The 22204-nt window shown below is 70.2% G+C and carries 21 protein-coding genes; 5 read left to right on the top strand and 16 right to left on the bottom strand.

Going from position 1 to position 22204, the window contains the following annotated elements; genetic code table 11:
* The first annotated feature begins 183 nt into the window (after positions 1-183).
* On the top strand, positions 184-1908 hold the full coding sequence (gene leuA, locus ACGFIB_RS03535; protein ID WP_357246606.1) for a 2-isopropylmalate synthase: 1725 nt from the start codon (positions 184-186) through the stop codon (positions 1906-1908).
* 235 nt (positions 1909-2143) lie between these two features.
* Here leuA and ACGFIB_RS03530 read toward each other — a convergent pair whose 3' ends face one another.
* Both ACGFIB_RS03530 and ACGFIB_RS03525 read right to left on the bottom strand, forming a co-directional pair.
* Positions 2144-3574: a SulP family inorganic anion transporter gene (locus ACGFIB_RS03530; protein ID WP_393368451.1), complete on the bottom strand. Its 1431-nt coding sequence runs from the start codon at positions 3572-3574 to the stop codon at positions 2144-2146.
* A gap of 471 nt (positions 3575-4045) precedes the next feature.
* Entirely contained in the window at positions 4046-4744 is a 699-nt protein-coding gene (locus tag ACGFIB_RS03525; protein WP_357257622.1) for a TetR/AcrR family transcriptional regulator, read from the bottom strand.
* Between the two features lie 112 nt (positions 4745-4856).
* Here ACGFIB_RS03525 and ACGFIB_RS03520 point away from each other — a divergent pair, with 112 nt between their 5' ends.
* The 3 genes from ACGFIB_RS03520 to ACGFIB_RS03510 are packed head-to-tail and all read left to right on the top strand — an operon-like array spanning position 4857 to position 7102.
* Positions 4857-5204 (top strand): YrdB family protein, encoded by a 348-nt coding sequence (locus ACGFIB_RS03520; protein ID WP_393368167.1) that lies wholly within the window; start codon positions 4857-4859, stop codon positions 5202-5204.
* Positions 5205-5214: 10 nt separating this feature from the next.
* Positions 5215-6144, top strand: coding sequence for an NAD-dependent epimerase/dehydratase family protein (locus ACGFIB_RS03515; protein ID WP_393368165.1), 930 nt, complete (start codon positions 5215-5217; stop codon positions 6142-6144).
* A gap of 34 nt (positions 6145-6178) precedes the next feature.
* The gene (locus ACGFIB_RS03510) at positions 6179-7102 is read left to right on the top strand and encodes a Gfo/Idh/MocA family protein (RefSeq protein WP_393368163.1); all 924 of its coding nucleotides are present in this window, start codon (positions 6179-6181) and stop codon (positions 7100-7102) included.
* A gap of 62 nt (positions 7103-7164) precedes the next feature.
* On the opposite strand, the gene ACGFIB_RS03505 is transcribed toward ACGFIB_RS03510, so the two are convergent.
* Complete coding sequence (locus tag ACGFIB_RS03505) at positions 7165-8487, bottom strand: Glu/Leu/Phe/Val family dehydrogenase (RefSeq protein ID WP_357257628.1); 1323 nt, start codon at positions 8485-8487, stop codon at positions 7165-7167.
* 256 nt (positions 8488-8743) lie between these two features.
* Here ACGFIB_RS03505 and ACGFIB_RS03500 point away from each other — a divergent pair, with 256 nt between their 5' ends.
* Complete coding sequence (locus tag ACGFIB_RS03500; protein WP_357257630.1) at positions 8744-10327, top strand: alkaline phosphatase D family protein; 1584 nt, start codon at positions 8744-8746, stop codon at positions 10325-10327.
* Here ACGFIB_RS03500 and rocD read toward each other — a convergent pair.
* The 13 genes from rocD to ACGFIB_RS03435 form a co-directional block, all read right to left on the bottom strand.
* Positions 10296-11510 carry an ornithine--oxo-acid transaminase gene (rocD, locus tag ACGFIB_RS03495; protein ID WP_393368160.1) on the bottom strand — a complete coding sequence of 405 codons (1215 nt, stop codon included), beginning with the start codon at positions 11508-11510 and terminating at the stop codon, positions 10296-10298. The two genes, ACGFIB_RS03500 and rocD, sit on opposite strands and share 32 nt — an antisense overlap.
* A complete protein-coding gene (gene ddaH, locus ACGFIB_RS03490) occupies positions 11507-12361 on the bottom strand; it encodes a dimethylargininase (RefSeq protein WP_393368158.1) in 855 nt (284 codons plus the stop codon). Before ddaH ends, rocD begins: the two co-directional genes overlap by 4 nt.
* Positions 12362-12468: 107 nt before the next feature.
* Positions 12469-12918, bottom strand: a complete 450-nt coding sequence (locus tag ACGFIB_RS03485; RefSeq protein WP_142624257.1) for an Lrp/AsnC family transcriptional regulator — start codon at positions 12916-12918, stop codon at positions 12469-12471.
* A 161-nt stretch (positions 12919-13079) separates the two neighbouring features.
* On the bottom strand, positions 13080-13793 hold the full coding sequence (locus ACGFIB_RS03480; protein WP_191051973.1) for a DsbA family oxidoreductase: 714 nt from the start codon (positions 13791-13793) through the stop codon (positions 13080-13082).
* On the bottom strand, positions 13790-15241 hold the full coding sequence (locus ACGFIB_RS03475) for a purine-cytosine permease family protein (RefSeq protein ID WP_208762081.1): 1452 nt from the start codon (positions 15239-15241) through the stop codon (positions 13790-13792). The genes ACGFIB_RS03480 and ACGFIB_RS03475 overlap by 4 nt, the downstream gene beginning before the upstream one ends.
* On the bottom strand, positions 15238-15570 hold the full coding sequence (locus tag ACGFIB_RS03470) for a Rieske (2Fe-2S) protein (RefSeq protein WP_357018928.1): 333 nt from the start codon (positions 15568-15570) through the stop codon (positions 15238-15240). Before ACGFIB_RS03470 ends, ACGFIB_RS03475 begins: the two co-directional genes overlap by 4 nt.
* Positions 15567-16406 carry an iron-containing redox enzyme family protein gene (locus ACGFIB_RS03465; protein WP_142568879.1) on the bottom strand — a complete coding sequence of 280 codons (840 nt, stop codon included), beginning with the start codon at positions 16404-16406 and terminating at the stop codon, positions 15567-15569. The genes ACGFIB_RS03470 and ACGFIB_RS03465 overlap by 4 nt, the downstream gene beginning before the upstream one ends.
* Positions 16407-16411: 5 nt before the next feature.
* Positions 16412-17221 (bottom strand): dihydrodipicolinate synthase family protein, encoded by an 810-nt coding sequence (locus ACGFIB_RS03460; RefSeq protein ID WP_317984755.1) that lies wholly within the window; start codon positions 17219-17221, stop codon positions 16412-16414.
* 8 nt (positions 17222-17229) lie between these two features.
* On the bottom strand, positions 17230-17736 hold the full coding sequence (locus ACGFIB_RS03455; protein ID WP_357257634.1) for a DUF6190 family protein: 507 nt from the start codon (positions 17734-17736) through the stop codon (positions 17230-17232).
* On the bottom strand, positions 17726-18940 hold the full coding sequence (locus ACGFIB_RS03450) for an aminotransferase class I/II-fold pyridoxal phosphate-dependent enzyme (protein ID WP_357246632.1): 1215 nt from the start codon (positions 18938-18940) through the stop codon (positions 17726-17728). Before ACGFIB_RS03450 ends, ACGFIB_RS03455 begins: the two co-directional genes overlap by 11 nt.
* A gap of 543 nt (positions 18941-19483) precedes the next feature.
* Positions 19484-20170 carry a DsbA family oxidoreductase gene (locus tag ACGFIB_RS03445; protein WP_142568231.1) on the bottom strand — a complete coding sequence of 229 codons (687 nt, stop codon included), beginning with the start codon at positions 20168-20170 and terminating at the stop codon, positions 19484-19486.
* Between the two features lie 32 nt (positions 20171-20202).
* Entirely contained in the window at positions 20203-21027 is an 825-nt protein-coding gene (locus ACGFIB_RS03440) for an MBL fold metallo-hydrolase (protein WP_142568232.1), read from the bottom strand.
* Positions 21028-21071: 44 nt separating this feature from the next.
* A complete protein-coding gene (locus ACGFIB_RS03435; protein ID WP_357246636.1) occupies positions 21072-22094 on the bottom strand; it encodes a DMT family transporter in 1023 nt (340 codons plus the stop codon).
* Positions 22095-22204 lie beyond the last annotated feature (110 nt).

Here is a 22204-nt window from a genome sequence, read left to right as displayed (position 1 = left end):
ACATGCTGCGCGGACTCCTTCTTATCCGCCGCGGCGAGGGCCTGTAAGAGGCCGGCTCCCTCGTCGCGGTGCGAGAGGCATGCGCGTCGGCCGCCCTGGTTTCTTCCAACGGCGCCCCCTTCCCAAGAATTCGACGGCAACGTCGTACCCGGGGTTCGCCGTGCGCCCGACGAGGAGCGATACATGAATCAGCAGCAGCCCAGCCCGATGCCCTTCCATCGCTACACGCCGTTCGAGCCCGTACGGCTGACCGACCGCACCTGGCCCGACAAGGTCATCACCGAGGCGCCCCGCTGGTGCGCCGTGGACCTGCGCGACGGCAACCAGGCGCTGATCGACCCGATGGACGCCGACCGCAAGCTGAAGATGTTCGACCTGCTGGTCCGGATGGGTTACAAGGAGATCGAGGTCGGCTTCCCGGCGGCGTCGCAGACCGACTACGACTTCGTCCGCCAGATCATCGAGGAGGAGCGCATCCCCTCCGACGTGGTCATCCAGGTGCTGACGCAGGCCCGGCCCGAGCTGATCGAGCGGACCTTCGAGTCGCTGCGCGGGGCCCGCCAGGCGATCGTCCACCTGTACAACTCCACCTCCACTCTCCAGCGCCGGGTCGTGTTCGGCCAGGACAGGGACGGCATCACGGCGATCGCCGTCGAGGGCGCCAAGCTGTGCAAGAAGCTGGCGGCCGAGACGGAGGGCACGGAGATCTACTTCCAGTACTCGCCCGAGTCCTTCACCGGCACCGAGCTGGAGTACGCCGTCGAGGTCTGCAACGCCGTCAACGACGTGTGGCAGCCCACCCCCGACCACAAGGTGATCCTCAACCTGCCGGCGACGGTCGAGATGGCCACCCCCAACGTGTACGCCGACCAGATCGAGTGGATGCACCGCAACCTGGCCTACCGGGACTCGATCGTGCTGTCCCTCCACCCGCACAACGACCGCGGCACCGCCGTCGCCGCCGCCGAGCTGGGCTACATGGCCGGCGCCGACCGCATCGAGGGCTGCCTGTTCGGCAACGGCGAGCGGACCGGCAACGTCTGCCTGGTCACGCTGGGGATGAACCTCTTCTCGCAGGGCATCGACCCGGAGATCGACTTCTCGGACATGGACGAGATCCGGCGCGTGGTCGAACACTGCAACCAGCTCCCCGTGCACCCCCGCCACCCGTGGGGCGGCGAGCTGGTCTACACGGCCTTCTCCGGCTCCCACCAGGACGCCATCAAGAAGGGCCTGGAGCACCTGGAGCGCGACGCGGCCGCCGCGGGCGTGCCGGTCGACGAGTTCACCTGGGCCGTGCCGTACCTGCCGATCGACCCCAAGGACATCGGCCGCACGTACGAGGCCGTGATCCGCGTCAACAGCCAGTCGGGCAAGGGCGGCGTCGCCTACATCATGAAGGCCGACCACCAGCTCGACCTGCCGCGCCGCCTGCAGATCGAGTTCTCCCGCGTCATCCAGGCCCGTACGGACGCCCAAGGCGGAGAGGTCACGGCCGGCGAGATGTGGGAGCGGTTCGCCGACGAGTACCTGCCGAACCCGGCGAGCCCCTGGGGCCGCCTGGGCCTGCTGGCCCACCGGCACACCTCCGCCGTGGACGACAAGGACGCGATCAACGCCGACGTGCGGGTCGACGGCCAGATCCGGGAGATCGAGGGCGTCGGCAACGGCCCCATCTCCGCCTTCTGCGACGCGCTGGAGGGCATCGGGGTGCCCGTGCGGGTCCTCGACTACACCGAGCACGCGATGAGCGCGGGCGCCGATGCCAAGGCCGCGTCGTACGTGGAGTGCGAGGTCGGCGGGCCGGACGGCACGCAGGTCCTGTGGGGCGTCGGCATCGACGCGAACACGACGAGCGCCTCGCTCAAGGCCATCATCTCCGCCGTCAACCGCGCCACCCGCCCCTGACAGCCTCTGAATCTCGCGGTGGTGCCGCAGGACCTGCGGTCTCACTGCCCGTGACCTTGCACAAAAGCGCAAGCGTCCACCCAGACCAGCCCAAAAGGCTGTTGTGAATATGCGGAAGGCGGCACCCGGGAGATCCCCGACTGCCGCCTTTCGCATGTCCACCCCTCGACGGCGACGTGGGCGAGGCCATCCGGGACCGGCGGGGACGGCCACGCCTTCCGCCGACCTCAGGACGTCAGTGGCCGCCGGTGAGCTGCCCGGCCAGGGTCTTGTGGAGTTCGGCGCTGGGCTTGTTGAGCCCGACGACGGTGACCTTCTTGCCGCGCGCGGCGTACTTGTTCTCCACCGCGTCGAGGGCGGCGACCGAGGAGGCGTCCCAGATGTGCGCGTCGGTCAGGTCGATGACGACGTCGCCGGGATCGCCGCTGTAGTCGAACTGGTAGACCAGGTCGTTGCTGGAGGCGAAGAACAGTTCGCCGGTGACGGCGTAGACGACCTGCTTGCCGTCCGGGTCGAGGCAGGCGGTGACGTTGGCCAGGTGTGCCACCCGCCGTGCGAAGATCACCATCGCGGCGATGCTGCCGACGACGACGCCGATCGCCAGGTTGTGGGTGGCGACGACGACGGCGACCGTCGTCACCATGACGATGGTCTCGCCGTACGGCATGCGCCGCAGCGTGGCCGGGGCGATCGAGTGCCAGTCGAAGGTGCCGAACGACACGAGGACCATCACCGCGACGAGAGCGGCCATCGGGATCTTCGAGACCCAGGGACCGAAGGCGATGCAGAGCACCATGAGGAAGACGCCGGCGGCGAAGGTCGACAGCCGGGTGCGGGCGCCGCCGTTCTTTACGTTGATCATCGTTTGACCGATCATCGCGCAGCCGCCCATGCCGCCGAACAGTCCGGTGACGATGTTGGCGATGCCCTGCCCGATGGACTCGCGGGTCTTGCCGGAGCGGGTGTCGGTGATGTCGTCGACCAGCTTGGCGGTCATGAGCGACTCCATCAGGCCGACCAGCGCGAAGGCGAGCGCGTAGGGCGCGATGAGGGTGAGCGTGCCGAGCGTGAAGGGCACGTCGGGCAGACCGGGGACGGGGAGCGAGGACGGCAGGCTGCCCTTGTCTCCGACGGTGGGCACGGCCAGACCGGCGCCCAGGGTGACGGCGGTGAGGATCACGATGGACACCAGCGGCGCGGGAACCACCCGGGTGATCCTCGGGAACAGGACCATCAGCACCAGGCCACCGGCGACCAGCGGGTAGACCGCCCACGGCACGTCGACCAACTCGGGCACCTGGGCCATGAAGATGAGGACGGCCAGGGCGTTGACGAAGCCGACCATCACGCTGCGCGGCACGAACCGCATCAGCCGGGCCACCCCGAGCGCGCCGAGCACGACCTGGAACAGGCCGCCGAGGATGACGGTGGCGATCAGGTAGCCCAGCCCGTGCTCCCGCGCGAGCGGGGCGACGACCAGGGCGATCGCGCCGGTGGCGGCCGAGATCATCGCCGGGCGGCCGCCGACCACGGCGATCGTGACCGCCATGGTGAACGACGCGAACAGGCCGATACGGGGGTCGACGCCGGCGATGACCGAGAACGAGATCGCCTCGGGGATCAGGGCGAGCGCGACGACCAGGCCGGAGAGCAGCTCGGTGCGCAGGACCCGGGGGGTGAACGCGCGAAGCGCGTCGCGGGGGTCGAGACGGCCGGCGACCGCCCAGGGGTGAAGAGACAAGACAGTGCCAATCCAGGACAAAAGGTCAGGTGCACACAGGCGTGCAGCAAAGCAAGGGGGTCGTCGCGCGCTGAGACGGGATCAGACGTGGCGCGCGGCAGGAGTGGCGGCGCCCTGTCGCGACGACGGGTGCCGCGGAGGGCTACCGGGCGCCGTCCAGGCCGGCGTACGGACGGACAAGCTGGACGCGCACGATCGGATCCCCCGGAAGGAACGTGAGTGAGGAGACCTGGCACTGCCATGAGCCAGGGGACGCGGCCCACGTCGAGGCTGTGAGCACGTCCGTCCAACTTACAGTTACGTGAGGTGAGCCTCTTGCGCGCAGGAGGCGTGAGAAAGATCTCACCCTCCGAACCGGCCCTCGACGCCGGCGGACGTCCGGCTGCCGGAGGCCGCCTACTCGGGCAGGCCCAGGAGGCGGGCGAGGCAGGTCATGTTGTGGTCGAACAGCTCGGCGCGGTGGGTGATCGTGTTGTTGAACTGACCGAAGAGCTCGAAGCTGACCATCCCGAACAGGCCCGTCCAGGCGACGATCGCCCGCGTGACCACGTCGTCCGGCACGTCCGGGATCAGTGACCGCACGACCTCGGCGTCCTCCGCCATGATCGCGGGCGGCGGCGGGCAGATCGGGGGAGGGGTGAGCCTGCCCGCTCGGTGGGCCTCGGCGATGATCCGTCCGTACACGGCCGTGTCCCGCACCGCCGCCGCGACGGTGTCCTGCGGGGCGGCGTAGCCCGGCACGGGTGAGCCGTACAGCAGGGCGTACTCGTGCGGATGGGCCAGGGCCCATGTGCGCACTGCCCGGCACACGGCGAGCCAGCGTCCGGTGAAGTCGTCGCGCGCGCAGGCGGCGTCGGCGTGCTCGACGGCCTCCCCGAGGGCGTTGTACCCATCGATGATCAGCGCTGTCAGCAGGTCGTCGCGACTGGGGAAATAGCGGTAGATCGCCGAGGAGACCATCCCCATCTCCCGGGCCACCGCCCGCAGGGACAGGCCCACGGCCCCCTCGGTCGCCAGCTGCCGCCGGGCGATGTCCGTGATCTCCCTGATCAGCTCCGCTCTCACCCGCTCCCGCGCGGTACGGCTCGCGTTCATGCGGCCAGATTATCAGAGCACCTGAGCGATTAGAGAGCGGTGCTCTTGACGAATGATGCTCCAATGAGAGAGCATCGCTCTCATAGCGGAGCGATGAACGCAAGGAGTGCCGATGCTCACCGTGATCAAGGGAACGGCCGCCGCAGCGATGTTCTTCCTGGAGCTGGGTGTGCTGATCTCCCTGGCCTACTGGGGGTTCACCCGGGAGGCGCATCTCCTGGTCAGGATCATGGTGGGGCTCGGCACGCCCGCGGTGTTCGCGACGCTCTGGGGGTTGTTCATGGCGGGCGGCAAGGCGCCGCACCAGTTGCACGGGCTCGCCCGGGCGGCCTTCGAGGTCGTGTGGTTCGGGGCGGGGGCGGCCGCGCTGGTGGCCTCCGGGCTCGTCACCGCGGGCGTCGTGTTCGCGGTGGTGTACGTCGTGGACGCCCTGCTGCGGTTGCTGACGGATCAGGTCTGAAGGAGAAGTGATGGGCAAGCATGTGATCGTCGGAGCGGGACAGGTCGGCGGCGGGCTCGCCGAGACGCTGGCGGAGCGCGGGCACGAGGTGACCCTCGTCACCCGCTCGGGCTCGGGCCCGAAGCGTCCGGGAATCTCACCGGTCGCGGCGGACGCGGGCGACGCGTCCGCGATGCGGCGGCTCGCCGAAGGGGCCGACGCGCTCTACAACTGTGCCAACCCGCGCTACCACCGGTGGCCCGTGGACTGGCCGCCGATCGCGGCCTCGCTGCTGGCCGCCGCCGAGTCGTCCGGGGCCGTCCTGGTCACCCTGGGCAACCTGTACGGGTACGGCCCGGTGGACGGGCCGATGACCGAGGATCTGCCGCTCGCCGCGGCGGGCACGAAGGGCAGGGTCAGGGCGCGGATGTGGGAGCAGATGCGCGCCGCGCACGAGGCCGGCCGGGTGCGGGTCACGGAGGTGCGCGGCTCGGACTACTACGGGCCGCGGTCGTCCGACCAGTCGTACGTGGGGCCGCGGCTCCTGGAGCCCCTGTTCGCGGGCAAGCCCGCCCTCGTCCTGAGCGACCCCGGCATCCCGCACAGCTGGACGTACCTGCCCGATGTGGTGCGGGCGCTGGCGGCGGCCGCGGAGGAGGAGCGCGCGTGGGGCAGGCCCTGGCATGTGCCGACCGCGCCGCCCGTCACCATCCGGGAGTTCGCCGAGATGGTGTGCGAGGCGGGTGGCCTCCCGGCGCCGCGCCTGCGGCGGCTGCCGTCGTGGATGCTGAAGGCGGCAGGCCTCGTATCGCCGTTCCTGCGCGCGCTGGGGGAGACTCGTTATCAGTTCGACCGGCCGTACATGCTCGACTCCTCCGCCTCCCAGGCCGTCCTCGGGTTCGGGCCGACACCGGTCGAGGACGGGGTGAAGGAGACGGTGGCGTGGTGGCGGGGGCGCTGACAGGCGCCGGAGCGGCGGCGATAGTCTCCCCGGCATGAAAGTCGCAATCATCGGCCTGGGAGACATCGCGGAAAAGGCGTACCTGCCGGTGCTGGCGGCGACGCCGGGCGTCGAGCCGCTGCTGTGCACGCGCGACCGGGCGGTTCTCGACCGGCTCGGCGACGCGTACCGGGTCGGCGCGCGCTTCACCTCCGTGGACGCACTCGCCGAGGCCGAGGTCGACGCGGCCTTCGTGCACGCGGCCACCGCCGCGCACGTCCCGATCGTGACCACGCTGCTGGAGGCGGGCGTGCACGTCTACGTGGACAAGCCGCTCGCCTACGACGCCGCCGCCTCGGCCGGGCTCGTACGGCTGGCCCGCGAGCGCGGCAGGTCGCTGATGGTCGGGTTCAACCGCAGGCACGCCCCCGCGTACGCGGCCCTGCGCGGCCTGCCGCGCGACGTGGTCGTGATGCAGAAGAACCGGCGCGGCCTGCCCGCCGACCCGCGGACCGTGATCTTCGACGACTTCATCCACGTGGCCGACACGCTGCGCTTCCTCGCCCCCGGGCCGGTCACCGACACCGCGATCAGGACCAGGGTGCGGGATGGCCTGCTCGAACACGTGGTGCTGACGCTCGGCGGCGACGGGTTCACCGCCGTCGGAGTGATGAGCCGCACCAGCGGCGCGGCCGAGGAGACCTGCGAGGTCATGGGAGGCGGCGGGAAGCGGCGGGTCGTCAACCTCGGCGATGTGGTCGAATTCGGCGGGGACGAAACCCTTGTGAGGCGTGGCGACTGGGTGCCGGCCACCCGGCAGCGCGGCATCGAGCAGACCTGCGGGGAGTTCCTCGCCGCGGTCCGCGAGGGCCGGATCCTCACGGCCGACGACGCCCTGGCGACCCACGAGCTGTGCGAGCGGATCGTGCTGGCCGCCACGGAAACAGCGGAGACCGCCGAGACGGCGGCGACGGCCTGACCGCCTCCCGGAAGCCGCATATTCCCGGGAGGCGGTCGTCATCGCCGTCTCTATAGGGGGCGTCAGGGGTAGAGGCCCCGCATCCGGTGGGCCTCGGCCACCCGCCCCACCCCGATCGCGTGGGCGGCCTGGCGGAGCGTGAGGTCACGCTCCGCGGCCAGGTCCGCGACCGCCCGGTAGGCGTTCTCCATCAGGTCGCGGAGCTTCACCTCGACCTCCCCGGCGCTCCAGGAGTACGCCTGGGTGTTCTGCACCCACTCCAGGTAGGACACGATCACCCCGCCCGCGTTGGCCAGGATGTCGGGCACCACCGTGACCCCGTTGCCGGCCAGGATCAGGTCGGCCTCGGGCGTGGTGGGCCCGTTGGCGCCCTCCACGACCAGGCGGGCCCGTACGCGCGGCGCGTTGTCCGCCGTGATCACGCCTTCGAGCGCGGCCGGCACCAGCACGTCCACGTCGAGTTCGAGCAGTTCGTCGTGGGAGAGCGGGTCGGCGTCGCGGTAGCCGTGGACCGACCCGGTCTCGGCGGCGTGGGCGCGCAGCGCGGCGACGTCGAGGCCGGAGGGCCGGACGACCGCGCCGCCCGCATCGGAGACGGCCACGACGCGGCAGCCGGCGTCGGCGAGGTACTGGGCGGCGAGCGCGCCCACCTTGCCGAAGCCCTGCACCGCGACGGCCGTGCCCTCGGGGGAGCGGGCCCCGTCTGTCCGGGCCAGCGCCCGCAGCGCGGCGATCTGCACCCCGCGCGAGGTCGCGCCCGCGCGGCCCAGCGAGCCGCCGAGCGCCGTGGGCTTGCCGGTCACCACGCCGGGCACGGAGTAGCCCGCGTTGGCGCTGTAGGTGTCCATGATCCAGGCCATGGTCTGCTCGTCGGTGCCCACGTCGGGCGCGGGGATGTCCTTCTCCGGGCCGATGAGCGGCAGGATCTCGTTGACGTAGCGCCGGGTGACGCGTTCGAGCTCGCGGGTGGTCAGCGTGGCCGGGTCCACCGCGACGCCGCCCTTGGCCCCGCCGTACGGGATGCCGACGAGGGCGCACTTCCACGTCATCCACATGGCGAGGGCGGTGACCTCGGCGAGATCGGTGGCGGGATGGAAGCGGATGCCGCCCTTGGCCGGCCCGCGCGACAGGTTGTGCTGCACGCGGTGGCCCTGCACCACCTCCAGGCGGCCGTCCTCGCGCCGTACGGGCACGGACACCGTCAGCGAGCGGCGGGGCGTGGCGAGCATGTCGTGCAGGCCGTCGTCGAGGCCGAGGAAGCGGGACGCCTCGGTGAGCTGGAATCGGGCGGCGGCCAGGGCGCGCTCACCCGGTGAGGGGACGGGGAGATCGGGGATCGGGGACCGAACCCCCGACGCCGTTGTCGGGAAGTCCGTGACGGTCATTCTGATGTTCTCCTTCGGAAAGGCCGGTCGTCCCCCCGGACCTCGCGCGCCGTCGTCGTTGACGGGTGCGAAAGGCGGACCGGATGAGCGACATCTGGATCAAACCGTGCGCCGGGTGATCGCGATATAGGCCAATACGGAGATCGACGGGCGGGATTTCGCCGTTCCGGCGTACAGGCCGTGCGCGAACGGTGAACGACATGGGACGGATGGACACAAGTCGCGCTTTGCCGTCCTTTTGCAGTAGACAGGTCTCGTGCCGGAACTTGTGCTTGGCCCGTTGCTGCGCCACGTGGACGCGTCCGCCGCGACCGTCTGGGTGGAGACCTCCGAACCCTGCACCGTCCGAGTGCGGGCCGGTGACGCCTGCTCGGAGGAGCGCACCTTCACCGCGCACGGCCACCACTACGCCCTGCTCGACGTCGGCATCGAGGGCCCGGTGGCCTACGAGGTGGAGCTCGACGACCGGCGGGTGTGGCCGGAAGAGGGCCTGCCGCCGAGCGTGATCCGCCCGCTGACCAGCCTCGACCGGCTGATCTTCGGCTCCTGCCGCACCAGCGTCCCGCACGAGGAGCCGTACGTGCGCACGCACGGCCCGGACGTCCTGCGGGCCTACGGCCTGCGCCTGATGGAGTCGCCGGACGAGCGGCCCGACCTGATCCTGCTGCTGGGCGACCAGGTGTACGCCGACGAGCTCACGCCGGGCATGAAGGAGTTCATCGCCGGGCGCAGGGACGAGGGCCCCGAGGAGGTCGTCGACTTCGAGGAGTACGCCGAGCTGTACCGGCAGGCGTGGTCCGATCCTGCGGTCCGCTGGCTGATGGCCACGGTCCCCACCCTGATGATCTTCGATGACCACGACGTCAGGGACGACTGGAACACCTCGAACGTCTGGCGCGAGCAGATGGCCGAGGTGCCCTGGTGGGAGCGGCGCATCGTCTCCGCGCTCGGCTCGTACTACGTCTACCAGCACCTGGGGAACCTGCCCCCGGCGGAGCGGGCGGCCGATCCCGTGCTCGCCGCGCTGAAGGCCGGCGGCGGCGACGAGGTGCTCGACACCTTCGCCCGGCGGGCCGACCGGGATCCCGACTCGGTGCGCTGGAGCTACCACCGGGACCTGGGCGGCACCCGGCTGATCGTGCTGGACAGCCGCAGCGCCCGGGTGCTGGAGCCGGGACGCCGGCGGATGCTCGACCCCGGGGAGTGGGAGTGGTTCGACAAGCACGCCACCGGCGACTTCGACCACCTGCTCGTCGGCTCCTCGCTGCCGATCCTGCTGCCCTCCGGGATCCACCACGTGGAGAGCTGGAACGAGGCGGTCTGCGACGGCATCTGGGGCCGCAGGGCGGCGCGGTGGGGCGAGCGGGTGCGGCAGTTCCTCGACCTGGAGCACTGGGGGGCCTTCCGCCGGTCGTTCGAGGAGCTCGCGCAGGTGGTGCTGGAGGTCGCCTCGGGCGTTCGGGGGAGGCCGCCCGCGAGCGTCCTGCTGCTGTCGGGCGACGTCCACTACTCCTACATGGCGTCCGTACGGCGCCGGGGCGGCGGGCGGGTCCACCAGATCGTCTGCTCACCGATCCGCAACCCGCTGAGCCGCACGCTGCGCTTCGCCAACATCGTGGCGTCGTTCGGGCTCGCGGGCGTGCTCGGTGGGGTGCTGGCCAGGGCCGGGGGCCTTCCCCGGCCGCCGTTGCGGTGGCGCATCACCAAGGGACCCTGGTTCCCCAACATGATGACCGCCATCGAGCTGGCGCCCGGGGAGGCCGCGGTGACCTGGTTCACCGACACCGGCGATCAGGACTCGGTGCGGATCAGGCCCGAGCCTCCCGCAGCACCGCGCTGAGCTGGTCCACCGCCCAGTCCAGGTCGTCCCGGGAGACGACGAGGGGCGGCGCGAGGCGGATCGTCGAACCGTGCGTGTCCTTGACGAGCACGCCGCGGCGCATGAGCGCCTCGCTGATCTGCCGGCCGGTGCCGAGCGAGGGGTCGATGTCGATGCCCGCCCACAGCCCGCGCCCGCGCACGGCCACCACACCGTGTTCCTGGCGGCCGAGGTCCGCCAGCCGCGCGTGCAGGAACGCGCCGAGCTCGCGGGCCCTGGCCTGGTACTCGCCGGTCCGCAGCAGCCCGATCACCGCGTCGCCGACGGCGCACGCCAGCGGGTTGCCGCCGAAGGTGGACCCGTGCTGGCCGGGCCCGATCACGCCCATGACATCGGCGTCGGCGACGACCGCGGAGACCGGGACCACGCCGCCGCCGAGGGCCTTGCCCAGGACGTACAGGTCGGGGACGACGCGTTCGTGGTCGCAGGCGAACGTCTCGCCGGTGCGGCCGAGGCCCGACTGGATCTCGTCGGCCACCATCAGCACGTTGTTGCCGGTGCAGATCTCCCTGACCGCGGCGAGGTAGCCGTCCGGCGGGACCAGCACGCCGGCCTCGCCCTGGATGGGCTCCAGCAGCACGGCCACCGTGTTCTCGTCGATCGCCTCCCTGACCGCTTCGGCCGAGCCGTACTTGACGACCCGGAAGCCGGGGGAGAAGGGACCGAAGCCGTCGCGCGACTCGGGGTCGGTGGAGAAGCCCACGATGGTCGTGGTGCGGCCGTGGAAGTTGTCCTCCATCACGACGATGTTGGCCTGGCCGGGGGCGACGCCCTTGACCTCGTAGCCCCACTTGCGGGCGACCTTGATCGCGGTCTCGACGGCCTCCGCGCCGGTGTTCATCGGCAGGACCATGTCCTTGCCGCACAGCTCGGAAAGGCCGGTCACGAACTCGGCGAACCGGTCGTGGTAGAACGCCCGGCTGGTCAGCGTCAGCCGGTCGAGCTGCTCGCGGGCGGCGGTGAGGATCTCCGGGTTGCTGTGGCCGAAGTTCAGCGAGGAGTAGCCGGCCAGGCAGTCGAGATACCGCTTGCCCTCCACGTCGGTGACCCAGGCGCCCTCGGCCGAGCTGATCACGACGGGCAGCGGGTGGTAGTTGTGCGCGCTGCGGCTCTCGCTGAGCCGGATCAGTTCCTCGCTGTTCATCGAATCTCCCTGTTCGGCCGGATCTCGAGGGTGCAGCACTTGGGCCCGCCGCCGGCCTTGCGCAGCTCGCCGAGGTCCACCGGGACGACCTCGTAGCCGCGGCGCTTGAGTTCCAGGGCCAGCTCGGTCGCCTCGGCGTTGACGACGACGTTGCGGCCGTCGCTCACCGCGTTGAGGCCCAGCACCTCCGCGTCCGCGGACGTGGCGATCACGGCGTCGGGGAACAGCCGCCGCAGCACCTTCCTGCTGCCTTCGCTGAACGCCTCCGGATAGTACGCGACGTTGTGGCCGTCCAGCGGGAACAGGGCGGTGTCGAGGTGGTAGAACCTCGGGTCGACCAGGCGCAGCGTGACGACTGGCCGGCCGAGGAACTCCTGGGCCTCCATGTGCGCCGCCACGTCGGTGCGGAAGCCCGTCCCGGCCAGGATCATCTCGTCGAGCGTCAGGTAGTCGCCCTCGCCCTCGTTGGTGAAGGACGCATCCAGTGTCTCGTATCCCTGTTCGGCGAACCACCGCAGGTAGGCGGGGCCCTCGGCGGCGCGCTCCGGGTGCGCGAACCTTGCCCCGTAGACCCGTCCGTCCACGACCAGCGCGCCGTTCGCGGCGAACACCATGTCCGGCAGGCCCTCGATCGGGTCGATCAAACTCACGGTGTGGCCCAGGCTCTCGTACGCCTGCCGGAGGGTGTCCCACTGCCGCAACGCCCTGGTCGTGTCGGTGTCCCTCTCGGGATGCATCCAGGGGTTGATGGAATACGAGACCGTGAAGAACTCGGGCCGGCACATCAGGAAATGCCGGACCGTTCCCGTACGACCACTGTCGGTGGTCTCGGTGGCTGGCGCGAGCGTCATCGTCGACTCCAAGCGGAAAACCGGGTGAACGGGACTTCAGCGTAGGAATCGGAAGCCGACAATCCAATGCGCCCACGTTGCGATCACGTGTGGATCGGTTGCGTCCTTCACCCGTTTTGCAGCGATCCGTTAATCAGCCGCGACAGCACGATCGAACTCTTGGTGCGCACCACGAAAGGTTCGGCCGCCAGGCGCTCGATCACCCGCTCGACGTGCCGCACGTCGGTCGCGCGGATGTGCAGCAGCGCGTCGGCCTCGCCGGTCACCGTGCAGGCGGAGACGACCTCCGGGTGCCGGGACACGGCCATGCCGATCTCCGCCGGTGAGGTCTTGCCCCGGCAGTACAGCTCGACGTACGCCTCGGTGGTCCAGCCGAGGGCCGAGGGTTCCACTCTGGCGCTGAATCCGGTGATCGCGCCGCTGGCGACGAGCCGGTCGACCCGCCTCTTCACGGCCGGAGCCGACAGCCCCACCTGAGCGCCTATCTCGGCGTAGGTCGCCCGGGCGTCCTCGACAAGGGCCCGGATTATGGCGCGGTCAAGCTCGTCCAACCTCACGTGGACCTGTATACAGCCGCGGGACCCGGCCTGCTCCCACGCCCGCCCCGCGCCGTGCCTGCTCCCGCGCTCGCGCCGTGGCTGCTCCCGAGCCCGTGCCGGGGCACGCGCAGGGCGCGGACCCCCTCGCCAGGCCCGCGCCCCGTGCCGACGGCGGGTGGTCAGGCCGCCTCGCAGATCAGCTCGGCCGCCCTGGCCAGCAGATCCGTGTAGACGGTCGGGTCATCGGCGTCGATGACCGGGAACCCCACGCCGAAGTCGCCGTTGACCCACCGTGCCCGCACGCCGGGATTGGCGACGTCGGTCCCGTCGTACAGGAACACGTGGGGGCTGCAGTTGACCCGGCCGTGCCGGGCCGTCTCGAACTGATCCATCACCGCCCGCCGGGCACGGCCGTCGTCGAGCGCCTCGGCCAGCGCGGCGACGTCGACCACCCCGGTGGAGGCCGCGACGTCGAGAATCTCGTGCCGCAGCGAGATGCACCGGCCCTCGGCCCAGAAGGCCCGGCGCAGCCCCAGGTCGAGCTGTTCCGAGGCGTGCAGGCTCTGCGCCTTCGCCGCCTGCACGGCCTCCAGGGGCGGCAGCATCGTGACCGGATAGGTCCAGTCGGGCCCCTGCCACAGCCGCCAGCCGGCGCCGGGGTCGAGCGCGCCGACCACCGACACCTCCGAGTCCACCCCCGGACGCTCGTTCACCGTCCGGTTGAACAGCTCCAGCGGGAAGCAGCGGTGATCGAACCACAGCCGTCCCTCCAGGCCGAGCCGCCGGCGCGCCTCGTGCAGGCGGTAGACGGCCAGGTGGGCGAAGGAGCAGTTGAGGTCGGAGAAGACCACGATCGTGTCGAGCGAGTCGGGCAGCCGCGGATCCCTGTTCATCTCGTATCACCTCCGGTCGGTACGGCCGTCCGCTCGGGGAACAGCCGGCACAGCACGGCGTAGAGCAGCGCCGCCGTGCAGAACGGCACCAGGCAGCTCAGGTCCACCCCGCCCGCCAGGCGGGCGAACGGGCCGGTGTAGATCGTGTTGTCCACGAACAGCAGCCCGAGGACCACCGCGGGCGCGAACGCCCCAAGGGCCCGGAGGTTGAACCCCCCGGTGAACCAGTACCTGCCCCGGTCGGCGGGCCGGGCGAAGCCGTACAGGTCATCGGGGTGGTACCGGCCCCGACGCAGGGCGAGCCCGACCAGCATGATCGCGGTCCACGGCGAGACGAGGACGAGCAGGATCAGCACGAACGTCGAGATCGACTCGATGGCGTCGAAGACGATCGCCCCGACGTAGAGGGTGGCGACGCCGAGCGCCCACATCAGCCACGTCGCGGCGGCGCGGGGGAGCCGCCACAGGAGGGAGTTGGCCGACAGCCCCGCCGCGTACAGGCACAGTGCCGCCTGCGGCAGCGTGCCGGCGAACCCGAAGGCGATCACCACGACCGCGAACCAGCGGGGCACGGCGTCGGCCACCCCGAGGATCCAGGGCGCTGAGCCGTCCGTCAGCATCGTCGTGACGTAGGCGCCGCCGACAAGGGCGATCGCGTTGCTCACGTACATCGCCGCGCCGTTGTACACCACCGCCGTCCGGTCGCGGACCTGGGGCGACAGGTAGCGGCTGTAGTCGCCCTGGAACGTCGAGTACGACACCGGCAGCGTGGCGCTGAAGGACACGGCCAGCAGCCAGGTCCGCCAGAAGTCGCCCAGCGCGTACTGCCCGCCCGCGTACGCCGGGTCGAAGTCGGGCAGCAGCACCACGACCAGCGCCAGCAGCACCAGTCCGCCGATCACCGTCATGACCTTGTACGTCGCCAGCAGCGCGCCGTATCCGAACACCGCGACCACCACGACGGCCAGTGCCATCAGCGGCATCGTGACGGCCAGCCCGGCCGGGCCGGCCGGGGTGCCGAGCACCCGCTGGGCGGCCGCGAGGATGGCCGTCGCGCCCGTCCACACCGCGATCGAGAAGAACCCGATCGCGACCACGATCGTGATGACGTTGGCGACGACCCGGCCGCGCACGCCGAAGTGGGCGCCGCTGGACACCGCGTCGTTGGCGCCGGTGCGCTTGCCGAACAGCACGAGCGGTGCGAACACCGCCGTGCCGATCAGCAGCCCCACCAGGATCGCGGTGACGGAGGCCGTCCAGCTCAGGCCGAAGCTCACCGGCACCGAGCCGAGCACCACCGTGCCGAAGGAGAACTGGGCCGAGTGCCAGATCCACAGGAACTCGCGCGGCGAGGCGGTCCGCTCGCCGTCCGGGATCCGGCCGACGCCGTGCGTCTCCACCCGCGTGCTCTGCCCGGTGACCGGGGCGGGCAGCTCGCGGGTGGTCACGGAGCACCCGCCTCGGGCAGGACGGCCTCGGCGTACGCCGCCGCCTCCGCCGCCGACCGAGGAGACGCGGCGTCCTCGGGCAGTAGCGTGACGCGCAGCGATCCGCACGGCGGCCCGGCCACCTGCTGCCCGGTGAGCAGGTCGAACGTGGAGTGGTGCAGCGGGCAGGTGATCCGCAGCGTCCGCCCGTTGAGGTAGCCGTAGCGCAGCCGCCCCCTGCGGTGGGGACACTCCGCCTGGGTCAGCACCCGCCTGCCCGCCACCTCGATGAGCAGGAGGTCGGGCGCGATCTGGCGCAGCGAGACGGGCCGGCCCGTGTCCTGGGTCATGCGGGCACCTTCCTCGCCCTGCCCACCGCGGCCTCCGTCGCCTCCGCGATGACGGCGCTGGTCAGCGTGACGCCGGTCCACACCTTGGCCAGGTCGACCTCGCGGTGCTCGCCCAGCGCCCGTATCGCGGTCTGCATCTGCTTGGAGTGGAAGCTGTCGATGTACAGATGTTCTGTGTAATAGCGGTCGTTGCTGATGCCGAGCCGTTTCGCCGCGGCCGCGAAGGGCTTGAAGGCGTACAGCACGCTGGCCTCGAAGTAGGCGTACGCGCCGAGGAAGTACTCCGGCTCCGGCGCCCGATCGGCCAGCCAGTGGAACAGGTTGACGTACGCGAAGCTGGCCTCCCCGGCCCGGTCCACATAGTGCTGTAGATCGGCGGGCATGCCCAGCTCGGTCACGAGGTCGCGGTAGAGCCGCGAGTGCTCCATGTCGTCGTTGCCGCAGCCGAACTCGTCGATGAGCACGCGCAGCACGGCCATGCGCGCCTTCGACGGCAGACGCCGCAGGATCCCGATGTGGGACTGCGACTCCACCAGGCCGTCGACGGCGAACTCCGCGACCACCGTCTTGAACTGGTCGAGGGTGGCCTCCTCCGCCAGGAAGCGCTCGTCGCCGGAGGGGTTGGCCTGCTCCTTGCCCAGCAGGTCGTGGAGCGCGTCGATCAGCTCGATGCGGAACCCGAAGCGGGGAGCGCGCTCCTCGTGCTCGGCGGCGAGGGGCACCACCCAGTCGCGCTCGATCTCGCACAGCTCGGCGTACCTCTCGGGGGTGAGGACCGAGCGGTTGTAGACGTAGAGCCGCTTCTGGACGGAGTCTCCGGGCCGGACCTCCAACATCCCGCTCACCCCGCTTCCTCGACGACCGCATCGGTGTCGATGACCCCGCGGCGGTGCAGTTCCTTCTTCAGGTGCCGGTACCAGTCGTCGTGGAACAGGCCGTACTGCTCGCAGGTCGCGTCGATCTCCCGCTGCCGCTCCGTGGACGGCTGGGCCAGCATGGCGTTGGCGAGGCCGGGCTCCAGGTTGGCCAGGGGACCGATGAAGCCGGCGACGCCGCCGGGTCCCGTCACCTCGTGCAGGAGGTTCTCCCAGCCCTCGAACACCGGGATCTCGGGGACCGCGGCGACGAGCTTCCTGGTGAACTCGGCCGACCCGCTGGACTCCTTGATGCCGACGACGCCGGGCAGGGCGCAGACGCGCACCAGAGTGTCCAGTTCGATCTGGTTGCCCGACAGCGCCTTCTCGTTGTAGATGAACAGCGGGACCGGCACGGCCTCCCGGATCGCCCGGTAGTGCTCGTAGATCGCCTCCTGCGCCAGGTCCGGCGAGAAGGGGGTGGTGACGGCGATGGCCGCGACGCCGAGGGCCTGGGCCTCCTTCGCCCTGGCGATCACCTCCTCGGTGGTCGGCGACTGCACGCCGGCCAGGACGGGCAGCCCGTCCGCGTGGCGGACGGTGTAGGCGACCACGTCCTGCCACTGCCGATCCGACAGCTTCCACCCCTCGCCGGTGGACAGGGCGGGCATCAGCCCGGTGACCTCGCTCCTGAGAGACCCGACGAGCCGCCGTACGCTCTGCTCGGACACCTCGCCCGCCTCGGTCAGGGGCGTGACCATGGGGACGATCGTCCCCGAGTGCTTTGCTGGATACACGGGTCACCTCACAGGTCGTCGACGTCGACTCGCAGGGCCAAGGACCGCTCGTAGAGCCGTTCGAGCGGCGCCGGGAACACCGGTTCGTCGTCGGCCGGCTTCACGGGCTCCACCGGCAGGACCGGCAGGTCGGGGCGCAGGCTCAGCCGGGGGCTGGCCGTGACCACGACAGTGTCGCGGCGCATCGCCATCGCCACGAGCAGCCGCTCGTGCAGCGGAAGGCCCGACAGCACCCCGGCATCGAGGGCCAGGCGCAGGTCCTGCTCGTCGTAGCCGATGCGGTCGATGGCCATGTCGGAGTGCAGGTTGTCCATGAACGGGTAGTACTCGTCCTGCACCTGGCGGGGGTACCGCCAGACCAGGTCGTCGCACCGCCCCACGTGCTCCAGGCTCATCAGGACGTGGCCGCCGGACAGCCGCTCGGTGAAGAAGCGCTTGCACCCCCGCCGGACCTCGTCGTCGCGGTTGTGCATGCCCATGAACAGGGCGGCGTCGAGGAAGGGCTCACCGCTCATAGCCGAGCAGCACCTCACGCATCCGGTGCATGGCGCAGGAGAAGGTGCCGGGCCGGCGGGCGAGGGCGACGCGGATGTAGCGCTCGCCCTTCGCGGGGTCGTTCCAGTAGAAGTACGTGCCGGGCAGCACGTAGACCTCGTCCTGCAGCAGCCGCTCCTGCAGCTCGCTCGCGGTGAGGTCCTCCGGCTTGATGCGGAACCACGCGACGCTCGTGTTCACCACGGGCTCGACGTACTCGAGGATGGTGCCCTGGACGGCCTTGACGGCCATCGCCCGGTTGTCGGTGATCACGTCGCGTACCGAGGCGAAGTTGTCCTCGATCGAGTCCTCGACGTACTGCGTGAGGAAGTTGAGGACGAACGGCGAGACGTTCAGCAGGACGGCCGTCTGGATGTTGTAGACCTCCTCCTTGATGTCGTCGCTGACCGTGAGCATCGCGCACTTGGCGTCCTGCACCGGCCAGGTCTTGCCGGTGTCCTCCAGCGCCATGTAGGAGACGCCCGACTCCTCCAGCAGCTTGTAGATGTCGATGCGCCCGATCTTCTCGTCGCACAGCGCGAACGAGGCGAAGCACAGGTCGAGCATCAGCAGCTTGCCGTGGTCCTTGCAGTAGCGGATGACCTCGCGGAACCCGTCCATCCCGTACTGCAGGAGGCTGAATCCGGTCGGGTTGTTCGGGTCGACCAGATAGAGCGCGTCTGTTTCCAGCGTGCTCAGGTTCGCGTAAATGCGCGCCGGATCGGCGAGTGACTCCTCAGGCAGTGCGGTGAGCTCGACCTTCATGTGCTTGAGCAGGTCGACGAGATTGTCGAAGCACGGCTCGATGAGGCCGACCGACATGTTCCGCTGCATCAGGTACATGGCGGCGACCATTGTGGACACGCTGGCCGAATACGACAGCCAGGTTTTGCCGGCGGCGGCCGCGGTGGGCTGCTTGTGCAGGCGGAAGAAGGCGTCGATGAATCGGCGCTCGAAATACGCCTGCTGGTTTTCCTCGGACTCGTACCACAGGTCGGGGAGACGGGCGACGATCTTGTCCTGGCCGGCCGACTGACGCTGGTGGGTGTGGGCGTCGGCGAGGTTCCATCGAGTTTTCAGGGCCTGGATCTCGTGCTGGGTGAGGTCGACGAACCCGGCCACATCCGGTGCCGTACCGGACGCGCTGAGGGGCGTCTCTTCGATTTCCGAACCGACATTGTTCATGACAGATCCCTTCACTGGTGCGGAACATGGAGTAGCGCAAGAGTGGTGCGGGAAGACATGCGTCAGAGGCGGCGGCTTCGCCGCGAGCTCCTTCTTACGGAGAAGCAGGGAGGGGATTCACTCCCGTGTTTTGCCCGTGCTGGGGTGCCGGGCGATTGCGTTAGAAAGGTACGTTCTCACTCACAGTGGAGTCAACGGTGAGACGGGAAATCAATCTTTCTGGATTTCCGGAATTGCTTCGGTTCGGCGTCATCGGACGCTGACTGTGAGTAATGGAAATTCGCGTTGAATATCTCGGTAATGGGGGTCGTCCATAAAGAATCGGCGCGCGTCGACGTCCCGGCGCGCGCCGACGAAAAAACCGGTCGCGTGCTGCGCCGGCGGGCCGTCCGGGTCCGCCGGCGTCTGTGCCCCCATGAGAGGACCGTTTCATACGTCGGGAATAAGGCTGCTATGTGCCCCCGCGATGCTCTGTGCCCCAGTAGAGGGGTGTTCTGTGTTTTCGGAAGAGAGGTGTTCTGTATCCCCGGGAGAGGGCTTCGGTCAGGCGGCCGCGCGCTTGAGGATGTCCTCGTACACGCTCGGATCGTCGGAGGAGACGACGGGCCAGCCGATGCCGTACGAACCCACCCAGCCGACCTCGATTCCGGGGTTGGGGTGGTCGGTGCCGTCCGGCAGGAACAGGTGCGGGCTGCAGTTCACCCGGTCGGTCGCCGAGATGGCGGCCTGTTCGGACAGCGTCCTGCGTGCCCGGCCGTCGTCGAGCGCGGCCGCCAGGGCGTCCACGTCCACCACGCCGGTGGACGCGGCGGCGTCCAGGATGACCTTGCGATGGCTGATGCACCGGGACTCGGCCCAGAATGCCTTCCGCAGCGCCAGGTCGAGCTGCTCCGACGCCGTGAATCCCTGCTCCTTGGCCGCCTGGACGGCCTCCAGCGCGGGCAGCGTGGTGGACGGGTAGAGCCAGTCCTTCGCCTGCCACAGCTGCCACCCCGCGTCGGGCTCCAGCGCGGCCATCCGGCCCACCTCGCTGTCGGTCCCCGGCCGGGGACTGGGCGCGTCGTTGAGGAGCTCCAGCGGGAAGGCGCGGTGGTCGAACCGGACCCGGTCGGTCAGGCCCAGCCGCTCCCGGGTCCTGTGGAGCCGGTGTACGGCTATGTGCGCGAAGGAGCACCAGATATCCGAGAAGATAACGATGGTGCCGGGTTCCGGGGTCAGTGTCGTCGTCATCGACGTTCTCCTTGTGTCGTGCCTCGTGTCGCTCAGGCCGCGCCGGCGCTGAGCGTCGCCCCCTCGTGCTTGGCGAGCACGGCCTCCACCAGCACGTCCTCATCCGGCAGCCACGGGGTCATGGACGGCACCTCACGCAGCGTCTTCACGAGCGTCTCGGTGCCCTCCACGACGGTGGCGCCGTGTGAGCTGAGGATGTGCCGGGGGGCGAGCCGGAGCAGGTCGTCGAGCACGATGTCGAACTTGGCCGGGTCGGCCAGTGCGGTCCAGGGGGCGTTGGCCCTGGTGAACAGGGCCATCCCGGCGAGGTAGTCGCTCTCCGGGATGTCCTGGGCGTCCTCCGCCAGTGTCGGCAGGATCGCGCCGAAGCTGTCCGCGCTGAACAGCGAACGGGTGGCGTGATCGTAGAGGGCGAGAGTTGAGGGGGAGTCGTAGGCGGGCGGGCGCAGCAGGGAGACGATCCTGCCCCCCAGGTCGAGCGTGCGGCCGGGGTTGACCTGCAGGACGCGGTTCGGGGGCACGTCCCACTCCTCGCCGAGCCGCGCGACGGCCAGGCCGTTCGTGATGACCTTGGCCTGCGGCGCCGCCATGAGGACTTCCTTGAGGTTGCCCGCGTGGTCCCTGTCGTCGTGCGTGAGCACGATCCAGCGCAGGTCGGCCGGGTCGACCAGGGACCACAGGGCCTGCTCGAAGTAGCCGCGGTCGATCGCCATGCCGGTGTCGACGAGGATCGGCTGCGGGCCGCGGATCAGGTAGGCGTTCACCGGCAGCAGGCCGGCGCCGTTGATCGGGAGGGACGACGGCAGCGTGGTGATGCCGGGTGTCGCCTCATATGAGTTGCGCAGATAGGAGGTCATGGAGGGGGGTCCTTTCCGCGGAGAGCTGACTCAGGTGAGGTGAATCAGGTGAGCTGGACCAGCACCGAGCCGACGATGAGCAGGGCGAGACCGGACAGGCGCGGCGCGTTGAGCGGGCGGCGGGGCAGTCGCAGGAAGCCGTAGTTGTCGATCACCGCCGAGGCGACCTGCTGGCCGGTCACGGTCAGCGCCACGGTGGTGGCGGCGCCGATCGTCGGGATGAGCGTGAAGGTCGCGGTGACGTACGCCGCGGCGCAGGCGCCGCCGAGCCAGCCCCACCAGGGCATCGTGCGCAGCCCGCCGAGCTGCGGCCGGGGGGTGCGGCGCGTCGCCAGCAGGACGAGCAGCACCACGGCGATGGTGATCGTGGCCACGATGAAGCTGATCATCGCGGTGGTCACCGGCTCGTGGATGTCCTTGCGCAGCTCGGCGTTGACCGCTCCCTGCACCGGCAGGACCGCACCGGCCACGATGCCCAGCAGGATCCAGCCGCTCTGGCCGAGGCTCCCGCTGCTGCGTACGGCCGCAGGCGCCGCGGCGGTGACGGTGGCCGTCCCGCCACGGGCGGCCGTGCCGGCCGCGCCGCCGGGCGCCGGTCCCGCCGCGGGCGGCGACTGGGCCGGGCGCTGTCCCCGGATGATGACCGTGATGCCGGCGAGGACCGCGAGCGCGCCGAGCGCGATGCCGACGCTGAGCGGCTTGCGCGTGATGCCGAACAGGCCGAACAGGTCGAGCCCCAGCGACGCGAACATCTGGCCGGTCACGAACAGGCCCGCCGCGGCCAGCGCGCCGAGGCGGGGGAAGAGCAGGATCCCGCTGGTGATGTAGAGCGGGCTGGCCAGACCCCCGAGCAGGTGCCAGAGGGGTACGCCGGGAACGAAGCGGACCGCGCCGATCGCGCCGACGGCGACCGCGAGGAGGGCCAGCAGGGCCGTCGCCACGCCCAACTGCAGGGTCGAGGCGCCGTACGGCGTCCCCACGGCCTTGTTGAGCTGGAGATTCACCGAGGCTTGCACTGCTAGTAAGCAGCCGACCAGCAGCGCCGAGGCGAGGAACAGGGCATGCATCGCGATCCCTCTTCTAGAGAACCGGATTTCGAGAAGCCGGATCAGAACCGGACATGGTGTCCGGATGAGCGTAAGACAAAGTGGACGCGATGTCCACATAGTTCTGGCAG

It is taken from the genome of Microbispora bryophytorum, assembly GCF_043197435.1.
Classification (GTDB): domain Bacteria; phylum Actinomycetota; class Actinomycetes; order Streptosporangiales; family Streptosporangiaceae; genus Microbispora; species Microbispora bryophytorum.
The sequence above is the reverse complement of the archived record's forward strand: the minus strand, read 5'-3'. Positions and strand labels throughout refer to the sequence as shown.

Excerpts from the sequence above, each read along its gene's own strand:
- ACGFIB_RS03510 (WP_393368163.1), top strand. The coding sequence starts at position 6,179 with ATGAAAGTCGCAATCATCGGCCTGGGAGACATCGCGGAAAAGGCGTAC.
- ACGFIB_RS03470 (WP_357018928.1), bottom strand. The coding sequence starts at position 15,570 with ATGACCCAGGACACGGGCCGGCCCGTCTCGCTGCGCCAGATCGCGCCC.
- ACGFIB_RS03520 (WP_393368167.1), top strand. The coding sequence starts at position 4,857 with ATGCTCACCGTGATCAAGGGAACGGCCGCCGCAGCGATGTTCTTCCTG.
- ddaH (WP_393368158.1), bottom strand. The coding sequence starts at position 12,361 with ATGACGCTCGCGCCAGCCACCGAGACCACCGACAGTGGTCGTACGGGA.
- ACGFIB_RS03505 (WP_357257628.1), bottom strand. The coding sequence starts at position 8,487 with ATGACCGTCACGGACTTCCCGACAACGGCGTCGGGGGTTCGGTCCCCG.
- rocD (WP_393368160.1), bottom strand. The coding sequence starts at position 11,510 with ATGAACAGCGAGGAACTGATCCGGCTCAGCGAGAGCCGCAGCGCGCAC.
- ACGFIB_RS03480 (WP_191051973.1), bottom strand. The coding sequence starts at position 13,793 with ATGAACAGGGATCCGCGGCTGCCCGACTCGCTCGACACGATCGTGGTC.
- ACGFIB_RS03525 (WP_357257622.1), bottom strand. The coding sequence starts at position 4,744 with ATGAACGCGAGCCGTACCGCGCGGGAGCGGGTGAGAGCGGAGCTGATC.
- ACGFIB_RS03445 (WP_142568231.1), bottom strand. The coding sequence starts at position 20,170 with ATGACGACGACACTGACCCCGGAACCCGGCACCATCGTTATCTTCTCG.
- ACGFIB_RS03440 (WP_142568232.1), bottom strand. The coding sequence starts at position 21,027 with ATGACCTCCTATCTGCGCAACTCATATGAGGCGACACCCGGCATCACC.
- ACGFIB_RS03455 (WP_357257634.1), bottom strand. The coding sequence starts at position 17,736 with ATGAGCGGTGAGCCCTTCCTCGACGCCGCCCTGTTCATGGGCATGCAC.
- ACGFIB_RS03435 (WP_357246636.1), bottom strand. The coding sequence starts at position 22,094 with ATGCATGCCCTGTTCCTCGCCTCGGCGCTGCTGGTCGGCTGCTTACTA.
- ACGFIB_RS03515 (WP_393368165.1), top strand. The coding sequence starts at position 5,215 with ATGGGCAAGCATGTGATCGTCGGAGCGGGACAGGTCGGCGGCGGGCTC.
- ACGFIB_RS03465 (WP_142568879.1), bottom strand. The coding sequence starts at position 16,406 with ATGTTGGAGGTCCGGCCCGGAGACTCCGTCCAGAAGCGGCTCTACGTC.
- ACGFIB_RS03450 (WP_357246632.1), bottom strand. The coding sequence starts at position 18,940 with ATGAACAATGTCGGTTCGGAAATCGAAGAGACGCCCCTCAGCGCGTCC.
- leuA (WP_357246606.1), top strand. The coding sequence starts at position 184 with ATGAATCAGCAGCAGCCCAGCCCGATGCCCTTCCATCGCTACACGCCG.